Here is a 25,152-nt window from a genome sequence, read left to right as displayed (position 1 = left end):
ATAGGAAACAAGAGCAATCAATATGTGTGAGCGATCTATCAGAGATTTTAAAGGATTATTAATTGTGTTGTCGGGTGTGGTCACGTTATTTATCACTTCCTGCTCGGCGCCAAAAAACATTACGTATTTCAGAGATGTACCGGATACTATCAAACAACACGAAATACAACAGGCCACTTACTCAACGCCGTTAATCCAGGCAGATGATATTTTACAGATAACCATCCAAACGCTTGATCCAACGGCTACTGCCATGCTGAATCAATCCGGTGCAGCAGTGCCGGTAAGTGGTAATACCGCTGCAGCACCCGCTGCCGCAGCAGCAAGCGGCTACCTGGTAGATAAAGACGGCTACGTGGTACTGCCACTCATCGGTAAAATAATGGTGCAGGGCAAAACAACCGACAGCGTTAGAGAAGAGATCAAAACAAAGGCGGCGACCTACTATAAAGATCCGGTAGTGAACGTACGGTTTGCCAATTTTAAGATCACAGTATTGGGAGAGGTGAACAAGCCATCTACCTATGTGATGCCCAATGAGAAAGTAACCTTACTGGATGCACTGGGTGCAGCCGGCGATCTTACTATCTACGGAAAAAGAGAAAATGTATTACTGATCAGGGATAACAATGGAAAGAAAGAATTTGTAAGACTGAATCTGAATCAGAGCAATATTTTTTCATCTCCTTACTTTTACCTGCATCAGGGAGATGTAGTATATGTAGAACCTAATAAATCGAAAGTGTCCAGTACGGACTTTGCACAGGTAAAACGTATTTCAATCCTGGCATCTGTTTTATCATTGTTGATCGTGGCGGTGTCGAGAATTAATTTTTAATTTTTTAATAAGAAAATATGCCAGAGCATATCTTTACGAATCACGCAGCTCATTTAAATGGGCACGAGGCAAGGGAGCCGGAAAAAGACGGCGGGATCAACCCCCGTTATATACTGGATACCCTGATGAGGCATTGGTACCTGTTTATTATCTTTATAATAATGGGTGTGTCTGCTGCGTGGTTGTACCTCCGCTACGCCACTCCAAGTTATAAAATCAGTGCTAAAGTACTGGTGAAGGATGACCAGAAAGGTGGCGATATCCCCGGTCAGGAGATATTGCAACAGCTGGAAGTTTTTTCCAATAAGAGCAGCGTGGACAATGAAGTGGAAATATTAAAGTCACGTACCCTCATGCAGAAGGTAGTGAACAACCTGCAACTGAACACCTCTTATTTTGTGGATGGAAGGGTGAAAGAATCCGAGCAATACGGTAACCTTCCTTTTTCATTGCAATGGCTTTCCCTCAATGATACCATTAACAGAACTTCCTACGTTATTTCGCCATTGGGGAATGATAAATTTGAATTGTCCGGCAAAAAAGGTACACGTACCGCTGCCTGGAATGATACGCTTCACCTCCAGGAAGGCGTGGCAAAAATATCCCGTACAGCGTTTCCTTTCACCCGGTCGGCTTACACCGTCAAAGTGGCGTCTGTAGATGAAACTACGGCTAATTACCAGCTGCTGCTGGATGTGCGTATTCCCAATAAACAGGTAAGTACCATCGATCTGAGTTTAGATGCACGGATTCCTGAAAAAGGAGAAAAAGTACTGAACAACCTGCTCACCACCTACCTGAAAGCGAGTGTGGAAGACAAGAACCGTATCGCCGACAGCACCATCGCCTTTATCGACAACCGCCTCGTTATTGTAACACAGGAGTTGTCGGGGGTAGAAAAAAATATACAGCAGTTCAAACAGGATAATGAACTGGCAGATATTGAATCACAGTCGAAATTACTGGTAGAAGGTACCGGCGATGCCCGTAAACAGCTGCTGGAACAACAGGTACAGTTAAACGTGGTAGAGTCGCTGGAACAATATATGCGCGACACCGAAAACAATAAAAGGGTAGTGCCTTCTTCCCTCATTGTACAGGACCCTACCTTTGTAGGATTGGTACAGCGTTACAACACCCTGCAGCTCGACAGGGAACGCCAGCTGATGTCCAGCACAACCACCAACCCGGTAGTGGTGAATATGGACCAGCAGCTCGCAGGCATCCGTTCCGACCTGCTCAGTAACCTGGCTTCTCTGAAAAAAGGTATCCAGGTGGGCATCGAAGAACAACAAAAGAACGCCGGCGCCCTCAATCAGAAGATCAGGCAGGTGCCTGCCAAAGAAAGGGTATTCCTGGATATCTCCCGTCAACAGGCCATCAAGCAGGAATTATACCTGTTTCTCCTGAAGAAAAGAGAAGAATCAGCGATTTCCAAAACCTCTAACCTGGCCATCGCCCGCATTATTGATGATGCCAAAAGCGATGCACTGCCTTTCAAACCAAAACGCATCCTCATCCTCCTGTTGGGACTGGTACTGGGCGTAGCACTCCCGGCCGGATACCTGTACATGAGGGAACTGTTAAGCAGAAGGATCCTCAATAAACAAGACATCACCAGCAACACACCAGTGCCGGTACTGGCGGAAATTGGTCACAGTTCCTCAAATATGATTGTCACCAAAGCCGATTCACGTACGCCGGTAGCAGAGCAGTTCCGTGCTTTAAGAACCAATCTCCAGTTTGTATTGTCTGATATCAGTAATAAAGCGGTGATTGTTACCTCCAGTATGGGAGGAGAAGGCAAGTCCTTTGTGTCTACTAACCTGGCGGCCATCCTGGCCCTTTCAGGGAAAAAGGTAGTGCTGATGGAAATGGATTTGCGCAAGCCTAAAATCGCGGAGCGACTGAGCCTGTCCAACCATGAAGGCTTTAGCACTTACGCCATCGGTAAAACTTCTATGGAAGCGCTGATCAGGCCATCAGGGATTCATGAGAATTGCTGGATCATCAGTTCCGGTCCTATTCCGCCAAACCCTACCGAGTTGTTATTACAGCAAAGGACAGAAGCGCTCTTTAAAGAACTGAATGAACGCTTTGATTATATCGTTATTGACTCCGCCCCGATAGGGCTGGTAACAGATGCGCAGGTACTGGGCCGCTATGCGGATGCCACCCTGTACCTGGTTCGCCACGGCTTTACCTTCAAGCAGCAGCTGCAGATCTCCAAAGACCTGTACCTGCAGCGTAAACTGCCCCGGATCAATATCGTGATCAACGATGTGAAGAATAAGAGCGCCTATGGCTATGGCTACGGGTATGGATACGGCTACGGTTACGGCAATGAAGACGCCGGCGGTAAGCGTTTCCTGGGGAAATGGAGAAAGCGGGCCGTGCTGGACGGGAAATAGCATTACGATATTATGTATATTCGTGTATGCATCGCCATTTGGCCCCGGATATACCCTGTACTTATCAGTTGGATGGATGGCAGGACTGTATTAAAAGACTTAAAAAAATAAAAGACAGACAAATATTTTATGGTTAAGATTAGCAACAGCGTTGAGAATATCCATCTTGCCGTTATAGGCCTGGGCTATGTTGGTTTGCCGTTAGCAATTGAATTTGGCAAAAAATACGATGTGTTGGGATTTGATATCAACAAGGAAAGAGTAAAAGAGCTGGCTGCGGGCGCTGACCGTACCAGGGAAGCTAACATGGAAGATCTGACCGCCGTGATAGCATTGAAAGCCGGGAAAAAATCAGACATTGGGCTTTCTTTCTCTTCCAACGTGGAAGATCTGAAAAAGTATAACACGTTTATTGTAACGGTTCCCACACCGATAGATGCGTTCAAGGCGCCGGATCTCCGCCCGCTTATCAAAGCATCTGAAATGCTGGGAAGCATCCTGAAAAAAGGTGACCTCGTGATCTATGAGTCTACCGTATACCCAGGTTGTACAGAAGAAGATTGTGTTCCGGTATTGGAAAAAGTATCCGGACTGAAATATAACACCGACTTCTTTGTAGGATACTCCCCGGAAAGGATCAACCCGGGTGATAAAGTAAACACCCTCACAAAGATCAAGAAAGTAACCAGCGGCTCTACCCCTGAAATTGCAGATAAAGTGGATGCCCTGTATGGTTCTATCATTGAAGCAGGTACCCACAAGGCGCCAAGCCTGAAGGTGGCCGAAGCTTCCAAAGCTATTGAAAACGCACAGCGCGACGTGAACATTTCATTTGTGAACGAACTGGCGCTGATCTTCGATAAAATAGGCATTGATACCAACGACGTTATTGACGCCGCCGGCACCAAATGGAACTTCCTGAAATACAAACCAGGATTGGTTGGTGGTCACTGCATCGGTGTGGACCCTTATTATCTCGCACACAAAGCAGAATCTGTAGGCTATCACCCGCAGGTGATCCTGTCCGGCCGCCGTGTAAACGATCACATCGGTCACTTCGTAGCCAATAAGGTAGTGAAACTGATGATCGATAAAGATCACAAAATTAAAGGATCAAAAGCGCTCATCATGGGAATTACCTTCAAGGAAAACTGCCCGGATGTACGTAATACCCGCGTGGTGGATATTTATCACGAACTGAAACAGTTCGGTCTGAATGTAGATATCTACGATCCGTGGGCCGATCCCGCAGAAGTGGAAGAAGAATACGGTATAAAAATCTTAAACGCCATTGATAAAGGCGCTGTATACGACGCTATCATCGTGGCAGTAGCACATAAAGAGTTTTTAACCTTTGATTACCTGAAGTACAGACGTAACAACGGGGTCATTTTTGATACCAAAGCTTGTGTAGATAGAAGCCTGGTAGACGGCAGGCTCTAAAAGCAGTTAACGCAGAAACATATATGAATAATTTGGAAATTGATATTTGATGTCAACGAAAGGGATGAGCTATGAGATGTCGCTAAACTTAGGGACTAACTTTCTGGCTTTGGTTTTAAATATTTTACTGGGGCTGGTAGTAGTACCTTTTTATATTGCGAAGATTGGTGTGGATGGCTATGGTATCATAGCACTGGCTACTTCTTTCAGTTCATATTTGTCTATCATTACCATTGCTATTGACGCGGCGGTAGGAAGGAACTTTACACTGGCAATGAGAAAGGATGATCATGCGTCTTCAAACGCCATCTATTCTTCCTCCATCATTTCAGCCACCTTGTTAATTGTTGCCATCCTGCCGCTGATAGCCTGGTTCTTGTATAAAATAGACAACATTATCAGCTATCGCGGATACGCCGTGGGAGAAATGAGGTGGGTGTTCATCGCCATTATCACCTCTTTCGTACTCACCTTTATCCGCGGACTTTTCCTGGTACCGGCATTTGCGTCGAATAAAATTTATATCCAGCGCATTATTGCCATCCTGGAAATAGTGGTAAGAACAGCGCTGATCTTTTTACTGCTGAACACTTCGGCAAAGTTGAGCCTGATAGGGGTTTCCTTCTTCCTGGCTTCACTGGTGTCATTTGCGGCAGCGCTGATCTGGATCATCCGGAAATTTCCCTTCCTGAAATTGCGGATGGCCAGTTTTGATAAGAAGATAGTGAGATATGTGGCCTCCATGAGTTTCTGGCTGGTGATTAACCAGATAGGCACCTTGCTCTTTATCAATATTGACATCATTTTACTGAATCATTACTATGGAGCTACAGCCACCGGTGAATTCAGTACAGTAGCCCAATGGCATACGTTATTACGTTCATTTGCAGGGGTATTTGTAGCCATATTTACACCAGTGGTATATAAATATTATGCAGATAAAGACTTCAGCAACCTGCTGAAGTTTTCAAAGTATTCGGTGGTGGCAATGGGACTGGTACTGGCTATTCCAATAGGCATTATCGTTGCCTATTCGGATGTGATCCTCCGGTTGTGGGTAGGTGAGAAGTTCACCCATTTTTACCCGCTGATGATCCTGCTGACCGGTCATTTGATCTTTAACCTGTCGGTATTGCCTATACTGTCTATCAATTCAGTATACAACAAAGTGAAAGTACCGGGACTCACGTCCTTTTTCTGTGGCATACTGAACCTGGTATTAGGCATATTGGTCATAAAATATTTTAACTGGGGCATCTATAGTGTAGCCATCGTATCGGCAGTATTATTAACGGTGAAGAACCTGATTTTCTCACCCACCTATGCTGCTAAGATCCTGGAACAGAAACCGTGGTTTTATTACCCCAGTATTTTGCGTGGATGTGGATTGTTTGTGTGGGTACTGTTATTATCGTGGGGGTGCAGGAAGTTCATGTTGCCTGGTTCCTGGGGCGGGCTGATGGTATCAGCCATCATAATCGGCATTGGCAGTGTTCCTTTTGCCTGGTTTGTAAGTTTAAATAAAGATCAGCGATTATTGATCGGAAAATTGATAAGAAGACAAATATGAAAAAGGCGTTAATCATTAATGAAGGGTTTTCCAATAATCTGGGTGATCAGGCCATCCGTGAAAGCATGACCAGTTTATTGCGGGATAGCGATTTCAGTACAGATTTTGCCTATTTCACCAACCCCGGTATGAACAGCATGCCGGCATATAATTACCTGGAAGCAGGAACAGGCGCTATAGCGCCGCCTGCGCTGTCGTTTGCCAAAAAAGCAAGGTTGAAACTGGCTGGTTTATACTGGATCGGTATCAACTATAAACATATCCGCGCCAAATTACGCAAAGGGAATTACGACATCGTGGTGATTGGCGGCGGACAACTGATTGAATCATCAGGGAAAGACTATCCCAGCCGTTTTGCAATTGCCATGTACTGGTGGACGCTCCTGGTAAAGAAATTTACCCGTGCGAAAATTTATATCATTGGCGTAGGAGTGGGCACTACCTTCAATACAAAAGAGCAGTCCCTTTTCTCAAAAGCATTGTCAAAGGCAGACCTCATCTGGGTAAGAGATAGCTATTCCAAAGCATCCCTGTTTGAAAAGTTTGGCCACAAAGCAGTGCTCACGCCGGATATCGCTTTTTACAGCGGTAAGAACAGGATTGAAGAAGAAAATACGAACAGGAAAGCACTGGTGGGAATTACCAGTTTTAACGAGGTGTTTGCGAAATATAATCAGCCCGGTAAAACCAATGCAGATTACTATGAAGAATGGTTTGCAGTGGTAAAAGGATACCTGGATGCAGGATTATCGGTAGAGCTGTTTTATACCACCATCACCGACGCGGCTGAAACAATTGCTTTCCGGAATTATATAAAACTGAATTATCACCTGGAGTTGCCGGTGGCGAGGCTGTCTTCTGTCAATGACCTGAAGCAGCTGTACCAATCCGCTTCCGATGTATATTCCGGCAGGATGCACGCATTGATATTAGCCATGAAACATCAATGCACCGTGAAGGCTTACCTGATTTCGCAGAAGTTAAAATCCTTTCACCAGGAATATATTTTACCAGGAAATCAGCCTACGGAATACAGCCGGAAGATCCGTGGAACATTTAATGATCTGATGCTCAATAATGTAAAACCGTAGCTTATGAGAGTCAGGCAATTGATTAAATCAGATTTACACCGGTATCACGGAAAAACAGATGCAAAAAGCTTTGTAAAGGCTTTCTTTTTAATAGAAGGATTCCGTTACATGTTTTTTTTCAGGCTGCATAAAGGCGCTGCGGCTCCATTCAGAATTTTGCTGCGGTTAATACTCCGGCATTATTCTTATAAGTATGGATTCCAGATACCACATACCACCAAAGTGGGTTATGGATTGTATATCGGGCATTTCGGTACGATTGTTATCAATGGGAATGCGCAACTCGGGAACAATGTAAATCTTTCGCCCGGCGTAGTGATAGGCCAATCGAGCCGCGGCCGCCTTATGGGCGTGCCGGTGGTAGGCAACCGGGTGTGGATTGGTTCGAATGCAATAATTGTAGGTAAAATTAATATCGGAGATAATGTGATGATAGCACCAGGGGCATATGTAAACAGGGATGTTCCTGCTAACTCGCTGGTGATGGGTAACCCCGCAGTGATTTACGAGGGAAAGGATGTAGAGGGGTATATCTGTAACGAATGGGGTCTATGAAAAATGTTTTAATCATATCTTACGAATTTCCGCCTATCATCGGGGGCGCGGGCGTGTATGCACACGACCTGGCCATAGGACTGGTGAAAAACGGGCACCGGGTGAGCCTGCTCACCTATAAAACGCCGCGTAATGAAGCCTTCCTGGCATCATTCGAAAAAACGTATGGCATTCACTGTTATACTATCCCCGAAAAGAAATATGTTCATTTTTATCTTTTCTTCCGTCAGCTGAAGAAGATAGTAAAGGAACAGTCGTTTGATACCATCATTTTCAGCGACGCCCGTGCAAAAAAAATGGGCGCCCTGTTCCACCCGGCATTAAAGGACTTGTCGGCCTGCTCCTTGTCGGTGCTGCATGGCAGTGAAAAAGCCAGTTTTTTTGAAAAGCCATCCTTCCTGTTGCGCGCTTTTGGCATGCAGCGACGGATGTTGAACTTCCTGCAACAGCAGAAGAAAATAGTAGTGGTCAGTGAAGCCGAATATGAGTTGTGGACGAAAACTGCACTCAAGGAAAAGCTGCTGCTGATCCGTCATGGAATTGATACGGATATTTTCCACCAGCGTACGCCGCAGCAGGTAAGCGCCATCAAAGCCAGGCTGGGTATAGATCCTGGTCGCCCTGTGCTTTTCAGCGCGTCCCGCCTGGTAAAAGAGAAAGGGCAGGAACTGGTCATTGAAAGCCTGCCTGAAATAGTGGCAGCGGTGCCGGATCTGCTGTGCATTATTGCTGGCAGCGGTATTTATCTCCCTTCATTACAACAACAGGTAAAGGAACTGAAACTGGAAAAACAGGTATTGTTTACCGGGGGCGTTGCCCGCGAAATACTCTCCGATTATTTTGCAGTCTGCGACCTCTTTATTCTTCCCAGCCAGTTTTATGAGTCTTTCGGATTGGTATACCTCGAGGCGGCAGCCTGCGGCAAAACAGCGATTGCAGGCAACCGGGGAGGAACCAATGAGGCGGTGGTTAATGATGTAACCGGTTACCTGGTAGATCCTGTATCAAAAGAGGAAATCATCAATAAAGTAGTCACTGTTTTGAAAGATGCAGATCTGAGGAACAGGTTGCAAACCACTGCTTATACACGGGCCATATCGGAGTTTTCAAATGTAACGATGGCCGGCAAAATTATTAATATCTGATAGGAATGAGGAATAGCAATGCCAATACCAATTTACTGCTCCTGCTGAATTTTATATTCGCTTGTATTGCTGGTATTGTATCAGTGAGTGTAGCCACTTTCCTGTTTAATATGCTCCTGCTGGGCGCCGGCATGCTGATTGTAACAGCTATGTTTAAGGAACCGGCCCGCAGGCAAACAGGCATGCGGCTTTTCCTCTCGTTCTTCCTGGTGTATGGTATCTTTATGCTGGTAACGAATGCTATCTATATCCAGGATCCTTTCCGGGATATTTTTTATGCAAAGGATTCTGTGACGTTTTATACCTACATCGATAAAGTAGCGTCCATGCGGACGTTGGGCGATATTACAGCATATTACCGGGATGATTTCTTCTCTGCCGACTGGAAAGGCTTCGCCTGGTTTTCCAGCGTGCTGGGCTTCCTGGCCAAAGGCATTGATAATAATACACTGGTATTGCAGAAATTACAGATCGTGTTCTGTTCGGCGCTTATCCCCGTGATCCTGTTCAGCATCTTATCAACTTATATCAATCGTGAACTCAGCATAAAGTTTACGGTCGTATATGCTTTCCTGTCTTATAACTTTTTCTTTTCTGCTGTTTACCTGAGAGATGTACACATTGGTTTGCTGTTTGGTTTGTATTTCCTGCTGATCATTAACAGGCAGGGACTTGCAGGTATTTTTTACGGCATCCTGCTTACCGTACTGATCTATTTATTCCGGCCTGAGCATGGCTTTTTCAGCGCCTCTTTTTTAATGGCGTATATCTATCTGCTGGTAACAGACAGGAATAACAAAACACTCAATAAGTTTAAGATACCCATCTTAATCCTGCTGGCATTGCCGGCGTTAACGCAGGTGGTTTACCTGCAGCAGGGCTTTAACACTATTCAGAGTACCAGTGAAAATTACCTGGATTCCTCCATGTCAAATGCCGGGTTGGGTTCATTTGGCAGCTTGCTGCTGAAACTGCCTTTTGGTGTGCGGCACGTGGTGGTGGGATTGTTTTCCCAAACGCTGCCGTTCCCTTTTTATGCAGTGCTGGAGGAAAACCCGTTCTTCATTCCCTGGGCATTGGCGGCCCTTTTCTGGTTTGTGGTTTGGGGGGTTATTATTTATACCGCTATTATTAAACCGCGTAATCCGTTCTTTAAGATCAGGGAATTACGTTTCCTGTTCATCATTGCAGCGCTGCTGATCCTCGGGGCCAGCTCCAATGCGGATACGAGAAGGATTATGTCGGTATACCCGGTTATATATGTTGTTTTTGCAGGTGGATTTTTATCACTGGATAAAGTAAAACGCAAGCAGCTCATCGCAGCATCGCTCCTGTTTTACTTTGGGTTGGTATTTGTTTATGCGTTGATTAAGTGACAAATTTTTTTGCTATGGTGAGATCAGTATTTTTCCTTTTTTGCATGATGCTGACGATACAGTTTCCCGCTGTTTCCCGGCAGGCCATCTCCGGGTGGCAATGCAAGGTAATGCCCGCACCAAATTATAGTCTTACGAAAGATCAAAGCCAGGTAACCTCTTTATCTGACGGGAAATATACTACCGGTAATTCTTTCTGGAAAGATCCCGGAACATTGGGCTGGCAAAACACCGGTAAGATCACCATTGATATTACTTTGCCGCAGCCGGTACCGGTAACGGGTATTAACCTCAATACCGTAACGGGGCAAAAAGCCCAGGTAACGCTACCCCTGAGCGTGCTGGCGTTTGTAAGCAATGATCAGAAGAACTGGTCATTTGCAGGCGATATGATGGGGCAGTCGCCCGTGAAAGATGAGTACTACCGTATTGTGCCATTGTCGCTCCGGAACATTGGTATAACGGGTAAGTATATACGGTTGATAGTGGTTCCCAATGGCAGTTATTTTTTTACAGATGAGATACAGGTGTTTACGGGTAAGCAGGCCGCCGGCAAAAAATCGATGGTGGTGGCTTCTTCAGCGATGGAAGGATTTGTAAAGGAGCAACGTACAGCTAGTATCAATAAGCGCTTTTCTGCTGAAAGCGTGGGCGGGGGTGCACCGGTTGCCAAAGGTATGGCGCCTGCCGATGGAAGTGGTGTAACATTAACGCCGCTGGCTTCCGGTTTGGCGGGTTCGGGTCAAACAGCCAACGGAGATATTGCCATCCAAACCCTGACCGGTGTTTCTGAATATGCAGCTTTTTCCTTAATCAATAATAGAGCGGCTGCTACCGGTGTGAAGGTTACTTTTACGGCCTCCACACCAGCTGTCCGTTACCAGGTGTACTGGGCGAAGCCGGTGAAAAGCCGCGATTTCAAAGTAGTGCCCGATGCACTCATGGAAGTAAAGAGCGGGGAAACAATGAACCTTGCCAGAAATGAGTCGAGGCTGTTGTTGGTGAAAGCAGTGGCGGTGGAAAGCGGTGCGGGCAAACTTACATTGAGTGCAGGCAATACCAGCAGGCAGCTTACCGTTACTGCCGGCAATGGCGCTTTATCTGCCTACCGGCAATACAAACCAGATGTAAATGTATGGCCTTACTTTAATGATACTTTTTTTAAAGGACGTGAAGAAAGCGCCCGGCAGGATTTGCTGGCGCACTATGTAAATACCTTTGTGTTTCATCCGGGTATTTTGTTGCCCAATATAGAACTGGTAAAAAATGAAAAGCTCCGTAATAACCTGTCTTACGTAAAAGGATTTCAGAATGTGTTACTCTTCCTTGATTTTTCCGGGAAGAAGGAGGGTTTTTTATCCGATGCCTGGAAGCAATCTTTTTTAACATGGTATGATGCGATGGTAGCTGCCTTACAGCAACAGGGCATCGCGGCATCCAATATTTACCTCTATCCTTTTGACGAAATTAAGCCGGCACAATTGCCGGTGTACAGGCAGTTTGCCACATGGGTGAAGTCGGTAAGGAAAAATGCAAAACTGTTTGCTACGGTGTCTAATGCCACCGTGTTAAACGGCTTATCCGGACAGGTGGATATCTTCCAGCTATATGACAACGGCAATGTGCTGAAGGCTTACCGCCAGCAACATTTATCGGCCCAACAGGTATGGCTATACGATACAAAAAAGCCTACCAAATCATTGTCGCCCTACGGCTATTACCGCTTAATGGCCTGGAAAGCGTATGCAGATGACGTTACCGGTATCGGATTCTGGCAGTATGCAGATGCGGGGCACGAGGCAGGAGCCACCTCGCTCTGGGATGATTTCGATGGTAAGTCGGCCGACTTTGCCGTAGTATACGATAATGGCAGCCAGGTAATTTCCAGCAGGAGATGGGAGGCTTTTAAGATGGGCGTGGAAGATTATATGCTGCTGAATGCCTATGCTAAGAAATATGGTAAAGCTGCGGCCATGAAAATATGTAACGGGGTATTAAGCGACGCGGACAACCCGCAAACAGGCGATCAGGCAAGGACTCAACTTATAAAAGAACTGGAATGAAGCAACGCTCAAAATTGTTAATACTGGCTACCATGCCGCCGCCTATTGGTGGTGTGACCATTCATATACAAAGACTATTACAATTCCTGGATAATAACGGATATGAGTATACGTTTACAGATTTCCGTAGAAGTACCAAAGGCAATATTTTAAAGCAGATCAGGCAGCACCGGTTCATTCATTTTCATATTTATCACCCGGTAGTCCGCTGCTGCTTTGTGCTGTTGGGTACAATATTTGGTAAGAGGATGCTCTTTACTTTGCACGGAAACCTCGGCAGGCACAATACTTTGTACAACCTGCTGGATCAGCTTGCATTCAGGATCGCTTATATGCCCATTGTATTGAACCAGAAAAGCTTTGAAAAAGGCAGGAAATGGAACAAACGGACACAGATGATCGGCGCGTTTATTCCGCCACAGCAGCCTGAAGAACTATCAGCGGCTATCCAGGCTGCGGTGGGGGAGATGCAGGCGAAATACGCAGGAATATATGCCACTAATGCGTCTACTGTTTCCATTGACAAGGCCGGTAATGAAACCTACCAGGTAACACTGCTGGTGAATATCTTCCGGAAAATGAAGGACAACGCGCTGGTGATTTCAGACGCTTCGGGCCGGTATAAATCATTCCTGGAGCAACAGGGACTTGAAATACCCGCCAATGTTTTATTGATCAGCGAACCACATCCATTCTTCGAGATCCTGAAAAGGTCGGATGTGTTTTTAAGGATCACTACTACAGATGGTGACTCCTTATCGGTGAAAGAAGCCTTGTTTCTTGGTAAACAGGTGCTGGCCACTGACGTGGTGAACCGGCCTGCAGGCACACAGCTGGTGGCGTTGAACGAATGGGATATTGCAGACGCTATCGGTAAAATGCGGCATGATAATACCGCATACAAACGCCACACATTACGCAATGGGGGAGAGGAATTACTGGAACTGTATAAAAAAGTAGTAGCATAATAAACGTGCCGGATAAACGAAGTATCCCGCACGCATAAATGAAAAACCAGATTGAAAAATCCCCTGCGCCTCCGGGATCGCAGGGATAAACCATATTAAAACCATATCGATATGAAGTTAACCATCATCGCGGGTGCGCGCCCTAATTTTATGAAAATAGCTCCTATCATCGCTGCCGTTCAGGAAAAGCGAAAGGAGGGTTATAACATCAGTTACCGCCTGGTGCATACCGGGCAGCATTACGACAAAAACATGAGTCAGTCGTTTTTCGAGCAGCTGGGTATCCCTGAGCCCGATGCAAACCTGGAATCTGGTGGCGGTACACAGGCGGAACAAACGGCGAATATCATGATCCGCTTTGAAAAGGAACTGACGGCGCACCCCTGCGATCTGTTGCTGGTGGTAGGCGACGTTACTTCTACCCTTGCCTGCGCCATTGTAGCCAAGAAAATGAAAATAAAAGTAGCGCATGTGGAAGCTGGCATCCGCTCCGGCGATATCACTATGCCGGAAGAAATTAACCGCCTGGTAACAGATGCTGTCACCGATTACTTCTTTACCACCTCGGTAATTGCAAATACAAATCTTCAGAAAGAAGGTAAATCACCGGAGCAGATCCTTTTTGTAGGAAATACCATGATTGATACCCTGCTGAAACAGCGGAGCCGCTTTACACCGCCCGCTATCTGGCAACAGGCAGGATTGCAGCCGCAGCAGTACCTGGTAATGACCCTGCACCGCCCGGCGAATGTGGATGAAGAAGAAAACCTCGCTTTACTGATCAATGAAATTATGATTCATAGCCAACAATTGCCGGTCATCTTCCCGGTACATCCACGTACCGCTAAGAACCTGGAAAAAATTGCAGTGGCACATCCGCGTCTGCACCTGGTAGAACCACTGGGATACCTGGAGTTCAATTACCTCGTAGAAAATGCAAAGGCCGTTATCACCGACTCCGGCGGCATTACAGAGGAAACCACTGTAATGGGTGTTCCCTGCATGACATTGAGGGATTCTACTGAAAGACCGGAAACATGTCTCACCGGTACCAACGAATTACTGGGTACTGATCCCAAGGCATTGGCGGCGGCTATGCAGAAATTATTTGCCGGCCAGTGGAAGAAAGGTGCCATCCCTGCTTTATGGGACGGTAAAACATCAGAGAGGATTACCGAACATTTAACACAAATATTTGCTGTAAAACAGCAACAGACAGAAGTGGTATGAGTAGTTTGAATACAGTAATAAATGGATTGAAGGTAGTGAGGAATATGGGTTGGCGCTATGTGGCATTCCGTTCTGTTCACGAGTTGAACCGCAGAACCGGGCGCCTAAAAAAGCGCTTTCCCCAGGCGCCTGCATTTCAGCGTTATCTGTCATTGGAAGAGTGGAAGAAGCAACCAGTGGTGTTCTTTTTCCAGAGCAGGGAAGAAGTGACTGCTGTACGGAAGCCGGAACCAGCGCTGGCAGAGCGCTTTAAACAGATCAAAGGAGGAAAGCTCACTTTTTTCAACGGTGCTACTTTATCGCTCGGCAAAAATTTCCCCTGGATGAAAAACCCGGATTCGGGATTCATGTATAATGGAGAACAACACTGGACGGAAGTAAACGATTATTCAGCAGAAGCCGGCGATATCAAGTATGTATGGGAGAAAGCCCGTTTCGCTTACCTGTACGATATTATCCGGTATGATCACCATTTCGGAAAAGACAATGCCGCACTGGTGTTTGGCGATATCCTGTCGTGGATCAGCGCCAATAAAGTAAACAGTGGTCCGCACTACAAATGCAGCCAGGAAATAAGTTTGCGGGTGCTGAACTGGACCTTCGCCTTATATTATTATCGGCACTCGCCAGCACTCACCGAAGAAGTTTTTGACCAGATCCAGTACGCTATCTACTGGCAACTGCATCATGTATTTCATAACATCAATTTTTCGCGGATCGCTGTGCGTAATAACCATGCGATCACGGAAACGCTAGCATTGTATCTCGGCGGATTGTTGTATCCAACATTGCCCGGCGCCGCTACCTGGAAAGAGCAGGGACGCAAATGGTTTGAAGAAGAGATTGCTTACCAGGTATATGACGACGGCACCTTCCTGCAGTTTTCCATGAACTACCACCGGGTAGTGATCCAGCTGTTTACCTGGGCATTGCGCTTGTCGGCGCTCAACGGGGAATCCTTTGCGCCGCATGTGAAAGAAAAAGCGGCTAAGTCGCTGCGCTTTCTGCGTGTATGCATGAATGATGGCAACGGCTGGTTACCCAACTATGGGGCCAACGACGGCGCGCTGTTCTTCCGTCTTAATAACGAGCATTACCGCGATTACCGTCCGCAGCTGCAGGCGCTTGCCACGCTGCTGCAAATGGATGCGGAGTTCCCGGAAATCAGCGAGGACGTATACTGGTACGGATTGCAGCCGGCAGCATATGAAACTACTGTACTGGAAAAAGATCAAACGCTGTATTCGTTTCCGGAGGGTGGATATTTTATCTGCCGGGAGATGGAAACGCTCACCTTCCTGCGTTGCGGAAATCACCAGGACAGGCCCTCGCAGGCGGATAACCTGCACCTGGATATCTGGTATAAAAACGAAAACCTGCTGATGGATGCAGGCAGTTATAAATATAATACCGATGAAGAAACGTTGCGTTACTTCATGGGCACCGCTTCGCATAACACCGTTATGCTGGATAACTACGACCAGATGCTGAAGGGGCCGCGCTTTATCTGGTATAACTGGTCGCAGTGCGCACGCGCAAGACTATACGAAACAACAGATGAATATATCTGGGAAGGCGCCATGAGCGGATTTCAGCATGTAGGACCTGATATTGTCCACATCCGCCAGGTGCGGAAGAAAAAGAATGCGCCGGTATGGATAGTGAAAGATCATATCCAACACAAACCTCCTTACCTGGTAATGCGGCAGTTGTGGCATACCAGCGCACCGGAGAAATTAATTGCCAAAGCGGAAGACAGCAGCGGCGCCATTTTGCAGCCGCTGTGTAAACCGGGTATGTATTCATCTCTCTATGGCATGAAGGAAGAAAACAGCAGCATCATATTTACTTCGGATGCTGATACCATTATTACTGAGATCATAATTTAATATCCATGAAAATTTTATTAGTACACCAATACTTTTTAGAAGAAGATGATCCGGGTGGCTCGCGGTGGAATGAAATCACGAAGTCCTGGACAGATCAGGGCGCAGAAGTGACAGTGCTGGGTGGCATGATGCATTACAACGGTTCCGCAAAAAGAGATGAGTACAAAGGAAAATACTTTGTAAAGAAGCAACAGGGCGCTGTTACCGTATGGCGTTGCCATGTGTCGGAGTCTTATAACGCTAACTTTCTCGGCAGGCTGTGGGGATATTTCTCTTTTATGTTTTCCTCCCTCTGGGCCGGCCTCTTCAAAGTTAAAGGCAAGTTCGACGTGGTAGTGGTTACCTCTCCGCCTTTATTTGTGGGCTTCTCCGGCTACCTGTTGTCCAGGTTGAAACGGATGCCGCTGATATTTGAAGTGCGGGATCTCTGGCCGGAATCTGCCATTGATACCGGCGTCCTGAAAAATAAGCTCGTCATTAAACTGGCCTATTGGGTAGAGGATTTTATTTACCGGAAAGCAGACCTGATCAATGTATTAACGCCTGCGTTTTATAATACCCTGCGGGATAAGAAAAAAGTGTCGGAACAGAAACTGATCTTCATTCCGAATGCGGCAGATTTTTCTTTGTCGGATCACCTGCTGCAATCCTTTGACAGCGAGGCTTTCCGCCGGCAACATCAGCTGGACGGAAAGTTTGTAATCACTTACGTTGGAGCGCACGGAGTAGCCAACCACCTGGAACAGATCCTGGATGCGGGCAAAGCGCTGGAAGATACCCCGGTGTTATTCCTGCTGATAGGACAGGGAATGGAGAAACCCCGGCTGCAGCAACTTGCCGCCGAAAGAGGGGTAACAAACGTGCGTTTCCTGGATGCAGTGCCAAAGGCAGAAGTATTCAAATATATCCTGGCGTCTGAAATGGGCGCTTCGGTATTAAAAAGAGTAGACACATTTAAAACAGTTTACTCCAATAAAACTTTTGACTATATGGCCTGCAAAAAGCCCATCCTGATGGCCATCGACGGCGTATCAAGAGAGCTGGTGGAAACAGCCGGGGCAGGTTGTTATGTGGAGCCGGAGAATACAGCGGCCTATAACATTACGATCCGCAGTTACCTGCAGGACGCACAGCGTCTGCAACGCGAAGGTGAGAGCGGCTTCCGGTACGCCAAACAAAATTTCGACCGGCAGGTACTGGCCCTCCGGTATCTGAATTATATCAGGCAGAAAGTAACAAAAGAAATAAAAGCAACCGATGCATTGGTACAGGAATCTATTTAAACCACTCGTGGATATTTCCGCGGCACTGCTGGCACTGGTATTACTATCACCGGTACTGGCAGTGCTGATCGTATTACTGACCATCGCCAATAATGGTAAGCCTTTCTTTTTGCAGCCCAGGCCGGGAAAGAATGGCCGTGTATTCCGTGTTATCAAGTTTAAAACCATGAACGACCGGAAAGATGCAGATGGCCGGCTCCTGCCGGATGAAATCCGGCTCACACCCGTGGGGAAATTTGTGAGGAAAACATCGCTCGATGAAATTCCCCAGCTGATCAATGTATTGAAAGGAGATATGAGCCTGATAGGCCCCCGGCCTTTGCTGGTAGACTATCTTCCGTTATACAATGCCACGCAGCACCGCCGTCATGAAGTACGCCCCGGTATCACAGGCTGGGCCCAGGTGAATGGCCGGAATGCCATCAGCTGGGAGCAGAAATTTGAATACGATGTATGGTATGTAGATAATATCAGTTTGGCACTTGATATAAAAATAGTCTGGATGACCGTACAGAAAGTAATTAAATCAGAAGGGATTAACGCGGCCGGTGCAGCTACAATGGAGCGTTTCATGGGCAATGGATGAAATAATTAAAATAAGCAGATATGTATTTATTCGGCGCCGGCGGACACGCCAAAGTGATTATCGAAATATTACAATCCCGGGGAATCCCTGTGGACGGTTTGTTTGATAGCAACCCGGATATAAAGCAGATCTGGCAGTACCCGGTAACGGCGTATTCACCCGCATTATCATCTCCGGAAATTATTATCTCCATAGGTAAAAATTCGACCCGGAAAACCATTTCAGAACAACTGCCGGGCCGCTTCGGAATGGCCCTGCATCCGCGGGCCAATATCTCCGTTACTGCCATGATCGCAGAAGGAACAGTAGTGATGGCCGGTGCTACCATTAACGCTGATGTGTTGATTGGCAGGCATTGCATCATCAATACCAATGCGTCGGTAGATCATGATTGTGTGCTCGAAGATTTCGTTCACATTTCTCCTAATGTAGCCTTATGCGGAAATGTAAGGGTAGGAGAAGGCGCACATGTTGGCGCCGGCGCTGTAGTTATTCCTGGTATTACTATTGGCAAATGGGCTGTAATCGGCGCCGGTGCTGTAGTTACCAAAGATATTCCTGATCACAGTGTAGCGGTGGGCAACCCCGCACGTAAAAGATAAACGCAAAAAAATTATCATTATGAACAAAAAAATATGGTTATCGTCGCCTCATATGGGAGCAAATGAACAGGTGTATGTGAAAGACGTATTTGATTCCAACTGGATCGCCCCTTTAGGCGCCTATGTGGATGGGTTTGAAAAAGATCTTGCGGAGTATACGCATACTGCATATGCTGCGGCATTGTCTTCCGGAACGGGCGCGCTGCACCTTGCCCTGATATTAGCGGGTGTGGGTGTCGGCGATGAAGTGATTTGCCAGAGCATGACCTTCTCTGCGTCCGCCAATCCAATTGCTTACCTGGGCGCAACGCCCGTTTTTGTTGACAGCGAAACCAGTACCTGGAATATGGACCCGGCGTTGCTGGAGCAGGCCGTGAATGACAGGATCGCAAAAGGTAGAAAGCCTAAAGCCATTATCCCTGTTCATTTATACGGCATGCCGGCACAAATGAATGAAATTATGGAAATAGCCAATCGCTATGAGATCCCGGTAATTGAAGATGCAGCGGAAGCATTGGGTTCGTTATATCACGGACAGCCATGCGGCAGCATCGGCAAGCTGGGGATTCTTAGTTTTAACGGCAATAAGATTATCACCACCAGCGGTGGCGGGGCCCTGATAGGCAATGATGAAGCTGCCATCAGCAAAGCGCGCTTCCTGGCTACACAGGCCCGCGATCCTGCTCCGCATTATGAACACACGCACATCGGTTACAACTACCGGATGAGCAATGTTTGCGCCGCTATCGGTCGCGGACAAATGGAGGTGCTGGATGTAAGAGTGTCCCAGAGGAGAGCCAACTACCAGCATTATGCAGAGCAGTTATCAGATCTGCCAGGTGTTACACTGGTGGCGGAACCAACCGGTTTTTTCAGTAACCGCTGGCTTTCCACCATCCTGATTGATCCGGTGCTGAGCAATGGCATTACCCGTGAAACGGTACGTCTCGCACTCGAGAAAGAAAATATTGAATCCAGGCCATTATGGAAACCAATGCACATGCAGCCGGTTTTTGAGCACGCGCCTGCCTATGTAAATGGTGTTTCAGAAAACCTGTTTAAGAATGGACTGTGCCTGCCGAGCGGGTCTAATCTCACAACAACAGATCTTTCAGGTGTTACAAATCGTATAAAAGAATTATTTGCAGGGAATACAGCAGAAGTGAACGTTTCCCGTGCTTATGCTCCGCAGGACTAAGTTCATTAGGACGATTGCGCTGATTTTATTTTTCTTTGCAGGAAACCTATTTTCCAATTAGGTTTTTGAGAAGATAAAATCAGCGTAATCATCCTAATCAGTTTAATCCTGAGAAAGATAAAAGGCTTTCTATCCTCAAAACCATTCTAACTATGAAACCACTGCTGTTGAAATATTCCGATATTATGTACGGTGTATGTAAACACCTTGCAGCAGTATTGTTCTGTACTATGAGCGCCTTGCATCCCCTTACCGCACAGAATATTTTACTGAAGAATCCTTCGCTGGAAGGAATCCCGGGGCAGGGTAAAGTGCCCCCTTCCTGGCGAGGAAGAAACACGCCCGATATACAACCGGGCGCCCTCAATATCACACAACCCGCTTCGGATGGAGCAACTTATATAGGGCTGCACAGCGGTCCCACATGGCTGGAATCCATTAGTCAGGAGGTGCCGCTCATTGGCGGTAAAAGTTATACAGTATCAATGGATCTCGCCTACGCTCCTGAATACGCTTTCCTGGCCTGTTACGCAAACCTTACAGTGTATGGTGGCAATGCTCCCAGCGATACGGCAGAAAGATTGTCGGGTACCGGGGCCTTCTTTCATACCAACTGGAAGCGCTATACTTTTGTTTTTCATCCCACCCGCAACTATAAGTTTATCACTTTCATGGCAGATCCGGCCATTCCCTGCGATAAAAGTATTTATGGCTCAGCACTATTGATAGATAATATTTCTGCTGCACTACTGGAAACGCCACAGCTTTCCCTCACATTAAAACATACATGCAAAGGGGAACGCACCGGTGAGGCAAGCGTTAGCATTACCGGGGTTACCAGCAATTGTACAATCCGCTGGAGCCCGGGTGGAGAAACCTCTTCACGCATAACAGGGCTGGCGCCCGGCGATTACGAGGTAACGGTAACACATCCGAATGGCGTGAGCGTAACAAAACGCGCTACGATTATTGGAAAGGAAGTGAAAAGTAAAGTCGCCGTAACACCTTCGCCGTGTTACGGCGACAACGACAATACCATCGTACTGGAAACGGATGGCGGTACGCCGCCCTATCGTTATTATTTCAATGGCAGTACTAGCGCTACCTATACGCCATCTTTCCAAAAACTGTCGCCGGGCAATTATAGCATGTTGGTGAAGGATGAAGAAAACTGCGCTGAGCAACTCGATAGAATAGAAGTGGTAGAGCCTTCGCCGGTGAGCATTGCGGAAGTACGTAAAAAAGATGTGAGCTGCAGTACCACGATGGATGGAAAGATCATGCTGGACATCACAGGAGGGACACTTCCTTATACCTACAGTCTGGATAATGGTCACTGGCAGGGAGATGGCAGCTGGTCGGGATTAGACGCAGGCACGTTTCATTTCAAAGTGAAGGATACACACAGTTGTGAAGTTGATGGCAGCACGGATATTATCCGCAACGTCCGTGAATGCGCCGTTTTCGTACCCACCGCGTTCTCTCCCAACGGCGACGGGCAAAATGACCTGTTCCGGGCAAAAGTACATGACGATGTGCATGATTATAAGCTGGAAGTGTATACCCGCTGGGGACAAACGGTGTTCAGCACCAGCAGTCCTGATGGTGCGTGGGACGGCCTCTTCAAAGGAAAGATGTTACCAACCGCCGCTTATGTATGGGTGCTTTTGTATACTGATAGCAAGCAGCAGGCGAGGAAGCAAACTGGTACGGTGATGCTGATCCACTGATTATAGTGCGGCGTTGCCGAATGGATAGGTTTCCAGTGTTTTGCGGAGCTTTGTGTTTTTGGCAATACCGGCAATGGCGCGCAGGTGCTTCTCATGATGAAGGTCGGTACCTATCAGGTCCGGTAAGCCGGCAGCCATGAGTTTTTCAGCCGCCTGCTGTACATGTTTTCCGTAATAGCCGGTGAGCGACAACAGGTTAAGCTGCAACAGGCAGCCCTGTTGTTTTAACTGTTCGTACTGTGGTATGTTTGCGTGGTAGTAGCCATATCTCTCGGGATGGGCCAGTACCGGCTGGTAGCCGGCAGCCTGTATGTCAAACAGCCATTGTGCCAGTTGCGGAGGGGCCGACATAAACGAAATTTCCACCAGCACCATATTCCCGGAGATGGTAAGCAGTGGTTGCTGCATTAATGGCACAAACTGTTCATCAAGATAGTATTCTGCGGCAAAGTGAAAAGGGAGCGGGCTGTTTTTCCGGAGCAGCTCCTGTTGTACCTGCTGATACGGATCGGTTAAGGTCCCGGCGGAATTAGGGTACCGGTCCATCATAATGTGTGGGGTGGTAATAATTTTCCGGATCCCCATTGCCTGCAATTGTTCAATAAAATGTAAAGATGTAGCCACATCAGGTACGCCATCATCCACACCCGGTACGAGATGGGAATGGATATCTGTCGGCATGAATGCCAGCAAATCTGCAGGCGGCGTTGTTTCGGTATTTTTTTTTCTGAAAAAAAGCATAATAAATAATGGTCTCTCAATAAAGCGATGATATAAAAATCCGCTTTGCTATCACACAATCAGTGCCACAATTTCTTCCAGGTATTGCTGATCAGTAACATCAAAATGAGAAAGATGTTCACTATCCACATCCAGTATGGCTGTTACTTCGCGGTTGCGGATCAGCGGTACCACTATTTCAGATTTAGATAAGCTGCTGCAGGCGATATGTCCGGGGAAGGCTTCCACGTCCGGCACAATAAGCGTGCGGGCCTGTGCCCAGCTGCTGCCGCAAACACCCCTGTTCTTACGGATACGGGTACACGCTACCGGACCCTGAAACGGACCAAGCACCAGTTCATCTTCCTTTACCAGGTAAAATCCTACCCAAAGCCACCCAAACTGTTCCTTCAGCGCAGCGGCCACATTGGCCATATTGGCCACCAGGTCGGTTTCCCCCTCCAGTAATCCTTTGATCTGGGGAAGGAGAGAAGCGTACTGCTCCGCTTTATTTCCTTTGATGATTTGTAAGTCTTCTGCCATTTTTGTGGTTGTTAATATTGCAAAAGTCCGGAAAATTTATATTATATTTATCCACGTAACCGTTAAAGTATTGTTGTTAACCATTCAACCAATTATTATTTGTTTAAGCATAGTTTTTTGATTCTTTGTCCTATTTTCATCTGCCGGAATCGTAAATAAAATATCTTTGACAGTCTATGAAATCACCGGACGTAATATTAGTGAACGAACAGGATGAGGCTATTGGAACGATGGAGAAGATGGAAGCCCACGAGAAAGGATTGCTTCATCGTGCGTTTTCTGTATTTATCATCAATGATGCAGGCGAGATTTTATTGCAGCGCAGGGCGCTGGAGAAATATCATTCTGCCGGGCTGTGGACCAACGCCTGTTGCAGCCACCCGTATCCAGGTGAAGATACTGCAGCAGCGGCGCACCGGCGCTTAAAAGAAGAAATGGGGTTTGATTGTGACCTGCAGGAAATTTTTTCTTTTACTTACAGAACCGGTTTTGATAACGGGTTAACTGAATATGAATTTGATCATGTATTGCTGGGTACCTATAATGGCAGTATATTTCCCGAAGCATCCGAGGTGTGTGATTACCGCTACCTGTCACCCGGCGAAATACTTGAATTAATGGAAAAAGAACCGGCTGCGTTTACCATCTGGTTCCATCGTGCACTACCATTGGTACTGCAATATCTCGGTACGCCGGTCAGCGCTGTTTAGTTAAACTTTTATTTTACTATGCCAGTTTTTGCTGTTAACCGGGTTGTTTTAATCTAAATAAGATTATAGCCTGCCTGCCTTGTTTTCTGCTTTTAGGTAGCGGCTGTTTTCCTGTGCCCCGCTCCTTTACATCCTTTCCGGGATTCCCTCCCGGCAATGCCAGCGTCATTTTTATTACCCACCATAGTTAACTATTAAACCAAAAACACATGACAACTATCCAAATGCCAACTATTGGCTATCCATTCCCTTCCGGCGTTAACCAATACGCACATGAAGCCCAGCAACACATTGTTTCCTGGGTACAAACTTATGGTTTGATCACCTCCGAGCTTGCCTGGCGGCGCTTTGAGAAAGCCCGTTTTGCCTGGCTGGCTGCCAGGGCCTTTCCTGATGCGGCGCTGCACGAGCTTTGCATCATCGCGGATTTTAACACCTGGCTGTTTATCCTTGATGATCAGTGTGATGAAGCAGGTATGGGGCGCAAAGCCGATTACCTCAAAAGCATGATGGCCGGGTTAATGAACGTACTGCATCATAACCGGCAGGTAACACTGGAAAGCGGCGGTCCGCTGGCGGCGGCCCTGAGCAGCATATGGGAGCGTATGCGCGCCATCAGCAGCCCGGCCTGGCGCCTGCGCTTTATCCGTAGCATGGACGATTATTTTACGTCCTGTATCTGGGAAGCCGAAAACCGCGAGGCGGGTATTGTTCCCTCCGTGGCCGATTATGTACATATGCGGCCCTTTACCGGCGCGCTTCTGGCCGATATTGAAGCCATAGAAATTATCGAAAAAGTGTATCTCAGCCGGGAAATAATAGAACAACCCCTGATACAGCGTATGATCCAGGCCTGCAACAATATTGTTTGCTGGGCTAACGACCTGTTTTCCTGCATGAAAGAAGCCCGGCAGGGCGACGTGCATAACCTGGTGCTGGTGGTGCAACATGCCCGGCAATGCAGTCTCCAGGAGGCAATTAATGAAGCAACCCGTATGCACAACGAAGAAGTAGCCATTTTCGTTACCCTGGAAAAACTGCTTCCCCTGAAAGGCGTTGAAACCGATTATGAATTGTTAAGGTACGTGTCTGTACTCCGGTCCTGGATTACAGGCAATTACGACTGGAGTGTGAAAGATACCGGCCGCTATGGCATAGCCGTAGGAGATGTAGTAGCAGCGTAGAAGAGCGCCTGCGGCGC

General features: G+C 47.0%; 21 protein-coding genes. 19 read left to right on the top strand and 2 right to left on the bottom strand.

From position 1 onward, the window contains the following. Positions 1 to 22 precede the first annotated feature (22 nt). The 17 genes from ACMXI2_RS16480 to ACMXI2_RS16400 all read left to right on the top strand — a co-directional run bounded on the left by ACMXI2_RS16480 (position 23) and on the right by ACMXI2_RS16400 (position 21,978). The gene (locus ACMXI2_RS16480) at positions 23 to 838 is read left to right on the top strand and encodes a polysaccharide biosynthesis/export family protein (protein WP_483777186.1); all 816 of its coding nucleotides are present in this window, start codon (positions 23 to 25) and stop codon (positions 836 to 838) included. A 17-nt stretch (positions 839 to 855) separates the two neighbouring features. Continuing rightward, positions 856 to 3,249, top strand: a complete 2,394-nt coding sequence (locus ACMXI2_RS16475; protein WP_483777185.1) for a GumC family protein — start codon at positions 856 to 858, stop codon at positions 3,247 to 3,249. A gap of 129 nt (positions 3,250 to 3,378) precedes the next feature. Further along, positions 3,379 to 4,692 carry a nucleotide sugar dehydrogenase gene (locus ACMXI2_RS16470; RefSeq protein WP_483777184.1) on the top strand — a complete coding sequence of 438 codons (1,314 nt, stop codon included), beginning with the start codon at positions 3,379 to 3,381 and terminating at the stop codon, positions 4,690 to 4,692. Between the two features lie 49 nt (positions 4,693 to 4,741). Further along, positions 4,742 to 6,262, top strand: coding sequence for an oligosaccharide flippase family protein (locus ACMXI2_RS16465; RefSeq protein WP_483777183.1), 1,521 nt, complete (start codon positions 4,742 to 4,744; stop codon positions 6,260 to 6,262). Further along, entirely contained in the window at positions 6,259 to 7,353 is a 1,095-nt protein-coding gene (locus ACMXI2_RS16460) for a polysaccharide pyruvyl transferase family protein (RefSeq protein WP_483777182.1), read from the top strand. The genes ACMXI2_RS16465 and ACMXI2_RS16460 overlap by 4 nt, the downstream gene beginning before the upstream one ends. Positions 7,354 to 7,356: 3 nt before the next feature. After that, the gene (locus tag ACMXI2_RS16455) at positions 7,357 to 7,908 is read left to right on the top strand and encodes a serine O-acetyltransferase (protein WP_483777181.1); all 552 of its coding nucleotides are present in this window, start codon (positions 7,357 to 7,359) and stop codon (positions 7,906 to 7,908) included. Then, positions 7,905 to 9,053 (top strand): glycosyltransferase family 4 protein, encoded by a 1,149-nt coding sequence (locus ACMXI2_RS16450; RefSeq protein WP_483777180.1) that lies wholly within the window; start codon positions 7,905 to 7,907, stop codon positions 9,051 to 9,053. The genes ACMXI2_RS16455 and ACMXI2_RS16450 overlap by 4 nt, the downstream gene beginning before the upstream one ends. 5 nt (positions 9,054 to 9,058) lie before the next feature. Beyond that, positions 9,059 to 10,429, top strand: coding sequence for a hypothetical protein (locus tag ACMXI2_RS16445; protein ID WP_483777179.1), 1,371 nt, complete (start codon positions 9,059 to 9,061; stop codon positions 10,427 to 10,429). Positions 10,430 to 10,443: 14 nt separating this feature from the next. Continuing rightward, positions 10,444 to 12,492 carry a hypothetical protein gene (locus ACMXI2_RS16440; RefSeq protein WP_483777178.1) on the top strand — a complete coding sequence of 683 codons (2,049 nt, stop codon included), beginning with the start codon at positions 10,444 to 10,446 and terminating at the stop codon, positions 12,490 to 12,492. Next, positions 12,489 to 13,460, top strand: coding sequence for a glycosyltransferase (locus ACMXI2_RS16435; protein ID WP_483777177.1), 972 nt, complete (start codon positions 12,489 to 12,491; stop codon positions 13,458 to 13,460). Before ACMXI2_RS16440 ends, ACMXI2_RS16435 begins: the two co-directional genes overlap by 4 nt. Positions 13,461 to 13,571: 111 nt before the next feature. Beyond that, entirely contained in the window at positions 13,572 to 14,690 is a 1,119-nt protein-coding gene (wecB, locus tag ACMXI2_RS16430) for a non-hydrolyzing UDP-N-acetylglucosamine 2-epimerase (RefSeq protein ID WP_483777176.1), read from the top strand. Beyond that, positions 14,687 to 16,579 carry a heparinase II/III domain-containing protein gene (locus ACMXI2_RS16425; protein WP_483777175.1) on the top strand — a complete coding sequence of 631 codons (1,893 nt, stop codon included), beginning with the start codon at positions 14,687 to 14,689 and terminating at the stop codon, positions 16,577 to 16,579. Before wecB ends, ACMXI2_RS16425 begins: the two co-directional genes overlap by 4 nt. 5 nt (positions 16,580 to 16,584) lie before the next feature. Continuing rightward, a complete protein-coding gene (locus ACMXI2_RS16420) occupies positions 16,585 to 17,862 on the top strand; it encodes a glycosyltransferase family 4 protein (protein WP_483777174.1) in 1,278 nt (425 codons plus the stop codon). Beyond that, on the top strand, positions 17,837 to 18,448 hold the full coding sequence (locus tag ACMXI2_RS16415) for a sugar transferase (RefSeq protein ID WP_483777173.1): 612 nt from the start codon (positions 17,837 to 17,839) through the stop codon (positions 18,446 to 18,448). The genes ACMXI2_RS16420 and ACMXI2_RS16415 overlap by 26 nt, the downstream gene beginning before the upstream one ends. 20 nt (positions 18,449 to 18,468) lie before the next feature. Then, positions 18,469 to 19,050, top strand: coding sequence for an acetyltransferase (locus ACMXI2_RS16410; protein WP_336387937.1), 582 nt, complete (start codon positions 18,469 to 18,471; stop codon positions 19,048 to 19,050). Between the two features lie 19 nt (positions 19,051 to 19,069). After that, a complete protein-coding gene (locus ACMXI2_RS16405) occupies positions 19,070 to 20,248 on the top strand; it encodes an aminotransferase class I/II-fold pyridoxal phosphate-dependent enzyme (protein ID WP_483777172.1) in 1,179 nt (392 codons plus the stop codon). A gap of 152 nt (positions 20,249 to 20,400) precedes the next feature. Continuing rightward, on the top strand, positions 20,401 to 21,978 hold the full coding sequence (locus ACMXI2_RS16400) for a T9SS type B sorting domain-containing protein (RefSeq protein ID WP_483777171.1): 1,578 nt from the start codon (positions 20,401 to 20,403) through the stop codon (positions 21,976 to 21,978). On the opposite strand, the gene ACMXI2_RS16395 is transcribed toward ACMXI2_RS16400, so the two are convergent. Together ACMXI2_RS16395 and ACMXI2_RS16390 are read right to left on the bottom strand one after the other, a co-directional pair. Beyond that, positions 21,979 to 22,719, bottom strand: coding sequence for a tyrosine-protein phosphatase (locus ACMXI2_RS16395; RefSeq protein ID WP_483777170.1), 741 nt, complete (start codon positions 22,717 to 22,719; stop codon positions 21,979 to 21,981). It abuts the gene before it with no gap. A gap of 51 nt (positions 22,720 to 22,770) precedes the next feature. Next, positions 22,771 to 23,241: a GAF domain-containing protein gene (locus ACMXI2_RS16390; protein WP_483777169.1), complete on the bottom strand. Its 471-nt coding sequence runs from the start codon at positions 23,239 to 23,241 to the stop codon at positions 22,771 to 22,773. 176 nt (positions 23,242 to 23,417) lie between these two features. On the opposite strand from ACMXI2_RS16390, the gene idi reads away from it, so the two are divergent. Together idi and ACMXI2_RS16380 are read left to right on the top strand one after the other, a co-directional pair. After that, positions 23,418 to 23,951 carry an isopentenyl-diphosphate Delta-isomerase gene (gene idi / locus ACMXI2_RS16385; RefSeq protein WP_483777168.1) on the top strand — a complete coding sequence of 178 codons (534 nt, stop codon included), beginning with the start codon at positions 23,418 to 23,420 and terminating at the stop codon, positions 23,949 to 23,951. 209 nt (positions 23,952 to 24,160) lie between these two features. Continuing rightward, positions 24,161 to 25,135 (top strand): terpene synthase family protein, encoded by a 975-nt coding sequence (locus ACMXI2_RS16380; RefSeq protein WP_483777167.1) that lies wholly within the window; start codon positions 24,161 to 24,163, stop codon positions 25,133 to 25,135. Positions 25,136 to 25,152: the final 17 nt, after the last annotated feature.

This window comes from Chitinophaga sp. G7 BAM 1005, assembly GCF_057126945.1.
The sequence above is the reverse complement of the archived record's forward strand: the minus strand, read 5'-3'. Positions and strand labels throughout refer to the sequence as shown.